This window comes from Candidatus Jordarchaeum sp. (genome assembly GCF_052745115.1).
On record NZ_JBRAKS010000317.1, the window covers coordinates 1 to 4349 of the forward strand.

3 protein-coding genes are annotated in these 4349 nt (G+C 37.8%); all 3 read right to left on the reverse strand.

Annotated elements, in window-relative coordinates; translation table 11 throughout:
• Positions 1-114: 114 nt before the first annotated feature.
• The 3 genes from ACUVXA_RS16885 to ACUVXA_RS16895 all read right to left on the reverse strand — a co-directional run bounded on the left by ACUVXA_RS16885 (position 115) and on the right by ACUVXA_RS16895 (position 3293).
• Positions 115-1068 (reverse strand): GNAT family N-acetyltransferase, encoded by a 954-nt coding sequence (locus ACUVXA_RS16885; protein WP_445872458.1) that lies wholly within the window; start codon positions 1066-1068, stop codon positions 115-117.
• Between the two features lie 245 nt (positions 1069-1313).
• Positions 1314-2771: a lipopolysaccharide biosynthesis protein gene (locus tag ACUVXA_RS16890; protein WP_445872459.1), complete on the reverse strand. Its 1458-nt coding sequence runs from the start codon at positions 2769-2771 to the stop codon at positions 1314-1316.
• Positions 2772-2924: 153 nt separating this feature from the next.
• Positions 2925-3293 (reverse strand): response regulator, encoded by a 369-nt coding sequence (locus ACUVXA_RS16895; RefSeq protein ID WP_445872460.1) that lies wholly within the window; start codon positions 3291-3293, stop codon positions 2925-2927.
• Positions 3294-4349 lie beyond the last annotated feature (1056 nt).

Sequence of the window (4349 nt, forward strand, 5' to 3'; positions counted from 1 at the left end):
TAGCTCCTTTATCGCATTCGATATCCAAAGAAATTATCAGGAAAATTTTCAATTAATATTATTTTCCGATATTCAATCTGAGTGAAATTAGGTTATTCCCATTAGGCTTTAGCATCATCGCTTTATCGAAGATGTCGGAAGATATGTCCTATTTAAAAACTTGTATAATTTTTCCATTGATATTATCATTTTTCCATAAAAGTCGTTTTTATTTTTTATGATAAATCGATAGTTTTTTTTATAATTCGGAGTCCACTTAGCTTTGTACTCGGCCTCTCCCCTCATAAAGCTGAACTCCTTGAATCTTTTTTCATGATATCTTTTCATAATTTCTAATAATAATAATCTAGACGGCCAATATCTAGCATATTCAGGATTAAAAGTACCTGTCCATGCATAACATACCTCCCTTTGTTCAAAAATAAATTCATATGCTATTACCGTCCCGTTTAATATCATCCAGTATGAATTGAAAATTCCTTTTCTTCTATTAATGTCGATTACATCCGTAAGAAACTTCTTATAGGCCTCCCGCCTTAGTGAGGAGATTCCCGCACCGAAACCTCGCAGCGAAGAAATTTTAATGGCTTGGTCGGCGATCTCTTTCGTTTCCCAAAATGGGTTAACCAATATCTGCCAACATCCACTTCTATCTAATCTATTCCGAGCAACATTGATATTTTTTCGTATAAATTTTTTGCTCGTTTCACCCCAAATATCATCCCATGGTCTCTGAAGGTTGATATAATAGTACTTTCCTATTATTGGATTTAAAACTACATGGCTACGTTCCGCCCATTTTGGAATAGCTCTTATTATAGGATTTCCCTCAACAAGGTCATCAAGAATAAGAAGTTCCCAGCGTAAAGCACCTGAACACAGCCAATTCAAACCGGCCGTTGTGACTTCTTCAACGTCCATTGGATCGGCCAGTACAATATTAAAATCTGTATTTTCAGATGCAAGGAACTTGATTCTCCGATAAGGAAAAATGTTCTTCCTCTTTTCATTTCTAAACATCAAAGGTAGGAGACCTAAAACCGTATTGTCCTTTTTTACAAAAATCAATAGCGGGCGCCAGTCACCTCGGATATTCTGCAGCCAAGAAGAAATATATTCAAAATCTTGCTGAAAGTTCGGGGCAAATGATTTCTCATGCAGAGCATTCCAGATGGGAAAAATTGACGTTGGCATTTCTGATAGAATAATGGGCTTTACTTCTAGCATGCAGACGTTTTAACTCTGAGTATGAAGCCAATCATGAATTGTGCAAATTTTTTGGCTTCTGAAATAAATAACGTTTTCTCAACCTATCAGCTTTTCAGATTCTTTAAAAAAGGCAAATTGGAGAATGGCAGATCTTTAATCATATTACGCTCTTTATCTGTGATAAATCTGATCCTGCAGATCAAATAAATTGTTGCACCGACAAGAAATTGGCCTAATAATTCAAGAACGCCTTTTAAGGGAAAAACTTTAGAAAACATGATAACACTAATGACCATTAAGCTCGAATTAAAAAATGATTTCTTTGTAGCTCGTATAAACATATTTGTGTCACCAACCGCTTTTTGAGAATATGAAATTGTCAGAGCAAGAGAAAAAATAGCAATAAAAAAATAGGCTACAATAAGACCAATGATATCAAAAAAGTAGGATCCAAGAAAAAGGAGAGGAACACTAGCAAGAGTTTCCAAAAAAGTTATCATAAGTATAACAGACGGCCATCCCCTGGAAATTATCACCGAAGCGAGTAAATGTTCTATTCCTTTCATTAATCCGATGGGGGCAAGGAAAACTAAGAATAGTCCCGCATCTTTCCATTTCGGTCCATAAAGAGTGACGACAAAATTTGGAGCAATCACAGAAAGACCAAGCATAGAGGGGATAAGAATAGACCCAAGACTATATAGAGTTTCAAAAACTTTTCGCCGGAAATTAATTAAATTTGCCTGCAAAGCAGAAAAAGCCGGAGTAAGGACGGCAGTAAGAATCGACTGAACTTTCTGGGCAGGAACAAGAGCAAGATTATAAGCAATGTTGAAAGCTCCTAAAGTTTCAACTCCTATGAACTTGCCAGTGATAATAGCGGCCAGGTTTTGTGAAAAATAATTGAAGATTTTGGAACCGAGCATATTAAGACCAAAGGAAAATAATCGTTTCACACCCCGGAAATCAGGCCTGCCTGGAAACCAATCGCCTATAAACCATATTCCAATTGCGAACAGGAGCTGGGATAAAAAAGCCCTTGCCGCCAGTGCCCAGAAACCAAATCCTTTTATGGCGATAATTACCGCAACAATGTTTGCCGTTAGCATAGTTGAAATCTCGAGTAGCGAAATTCCACCAAATTTGAGCTTTTTCCTGAGGAGTATATGTGGGAAGCCAAAGCTATTGATAAAGATCACCCATACTAAGACTCTAATCAGGGGAATCAATTTTGGTTGATTAAAAAATCCTGCGGCCAGCGGGGCTACTGCATAGCCGGCTGAAGACACCATAAAGTTAACCGCAGCGTTGATATAGAATATGGCCGAAACTTGTTCTTTTCTTATATTTTGGCTCTGGATAATTGCAATGCCAAAACCAATTTGCGTCATCTGGGTTAAGAATCTGTTGACCAGGAGGGCCATGGCTACGAGCCCAAAGTCTGCTTTTGTCAGTATCCTGGCGAGGATTGCTGTGAAAACAATTTGAAGAAACATTTCTCCCACGTCAACAGATGTCCTCCAGGCCAGCCCTTGAAAAACCCTTCTTTTTAAGCTTGTCATCTACCTAAATAAAGGACGTCTTAATGGGATAAATAGGCTATAAATATCAAGTCCGCAAAAAAGTATAAGCTACCGCCCTTGGGGCTATTTTCTAAATTCTTCATTTCGCCTTGGTGCGTCAAAATCGTCTGGAATACGTGAAGTCTGGGGCTTTCAGTTCTTCTGGGCTAACTCTTTTATTAGCTCCACCAACTTTTCGAACTCCAGGGCTTTGTAAAAAAAGAAATCAGCTCCTGCATCCATGCACTTTTTCCGGTACTGGAGGTAAGGATAATTGGTGAAAACTATAATTTTGGGCTTGTTTCTTTTAGTCTTCCTAATCGTTTCGATAGCAACAATTCCGTCATTACCGGGCATCCTGATATCCATAATAACCAGGTCAGGATGGTAAGTCCTTATTGCATCAATAGCTTCCCTGGAGTCTTTTGCTTGAGCGACAACCTCAATTCCTTTAATCCCTTCTAACATTTCTATCAGTCGGGAACGAACAATTTCAGAGTCGTCTGCAATTACAATGCGCATAGGCTTATCGCGCCATTCATTAATATCTAAGGAGAACCCCATCTCCTTGCGTCTAGAATTTTAGTCTGCTATGACATTAAATGAAATCAGAGAAACACCCATCTTTTTGTCAGAATTTGTCCTACAAGCGCTCAAAGCTCTGACCGCCTAACAATTTTCTTTCTCTTCTTACTGTCGTAATCCCTGAGAACTCAAAATAAAGCGCGCGAAAAAAGTCCAAACGAGGGCGAACAAAAAGCGGGCGCCTTTAGGTGGGCAGATCTGTTTTGTTAGACGGGTTTTTTATATTGACAAAACCAAGAAATCATAAATAATAAAAAATATAAAAAAGTTAATAAATTATGTTTAAACTGTCTTCAGGAAAAAGGGCCGAACTCCTTAAATTCTCTTCGATCTTAATATTACTCACGTTATTTTTATCTTTACTTATCTGGAAAATAGGATCTCCGGAATATGTCCGTGGAGACACCTATGATTATGTAACGATTGCAAAAAATTTGCGCGCTTACGGATCCTACTCTTTAAGCTCCGAAGGGCAGTATCCCACTTCGTATCGTTTCCCCGGTTATCCCTTTTTTCTTTTTTTCTTTGTTAATAATTGGCCTGATAGCGCCTTCTTAATCTCTTTAATCCAATTGATAATGACATGTGGGATGGTTATTGGAACTTTCGTAATTGCCTATAAGTGCTTCGGTCTAGGCAAGAAGTCGGTCTATCCTGCTCTTCTGGTTGCTTTTGATTTGACTTTCATAATATACTCGCGAGCGATCCTATCCGATATCCTAGCCACCTTCTTTCTTATTATGAGCTGTCTCCTGTTATGCTTCTCTTCAGATAAGAAGCCGCTTATTTTTCTTTCCGGGCTACTCTTTGCACTGGCCGTTTTTACGAGACCTGGTCATTTGGCTTTTTTGTTGGTTATTTTTTTCTTTTTAAATAAAAGCATCATAAGGAAATCATATTCCCTCATATTCAATCTACGAAATTTTTGTAAATATGTTCTAATTTTTTTAATGTCTTTGACGCTTTTTTTTACAATTTGGATTTACCGAAATT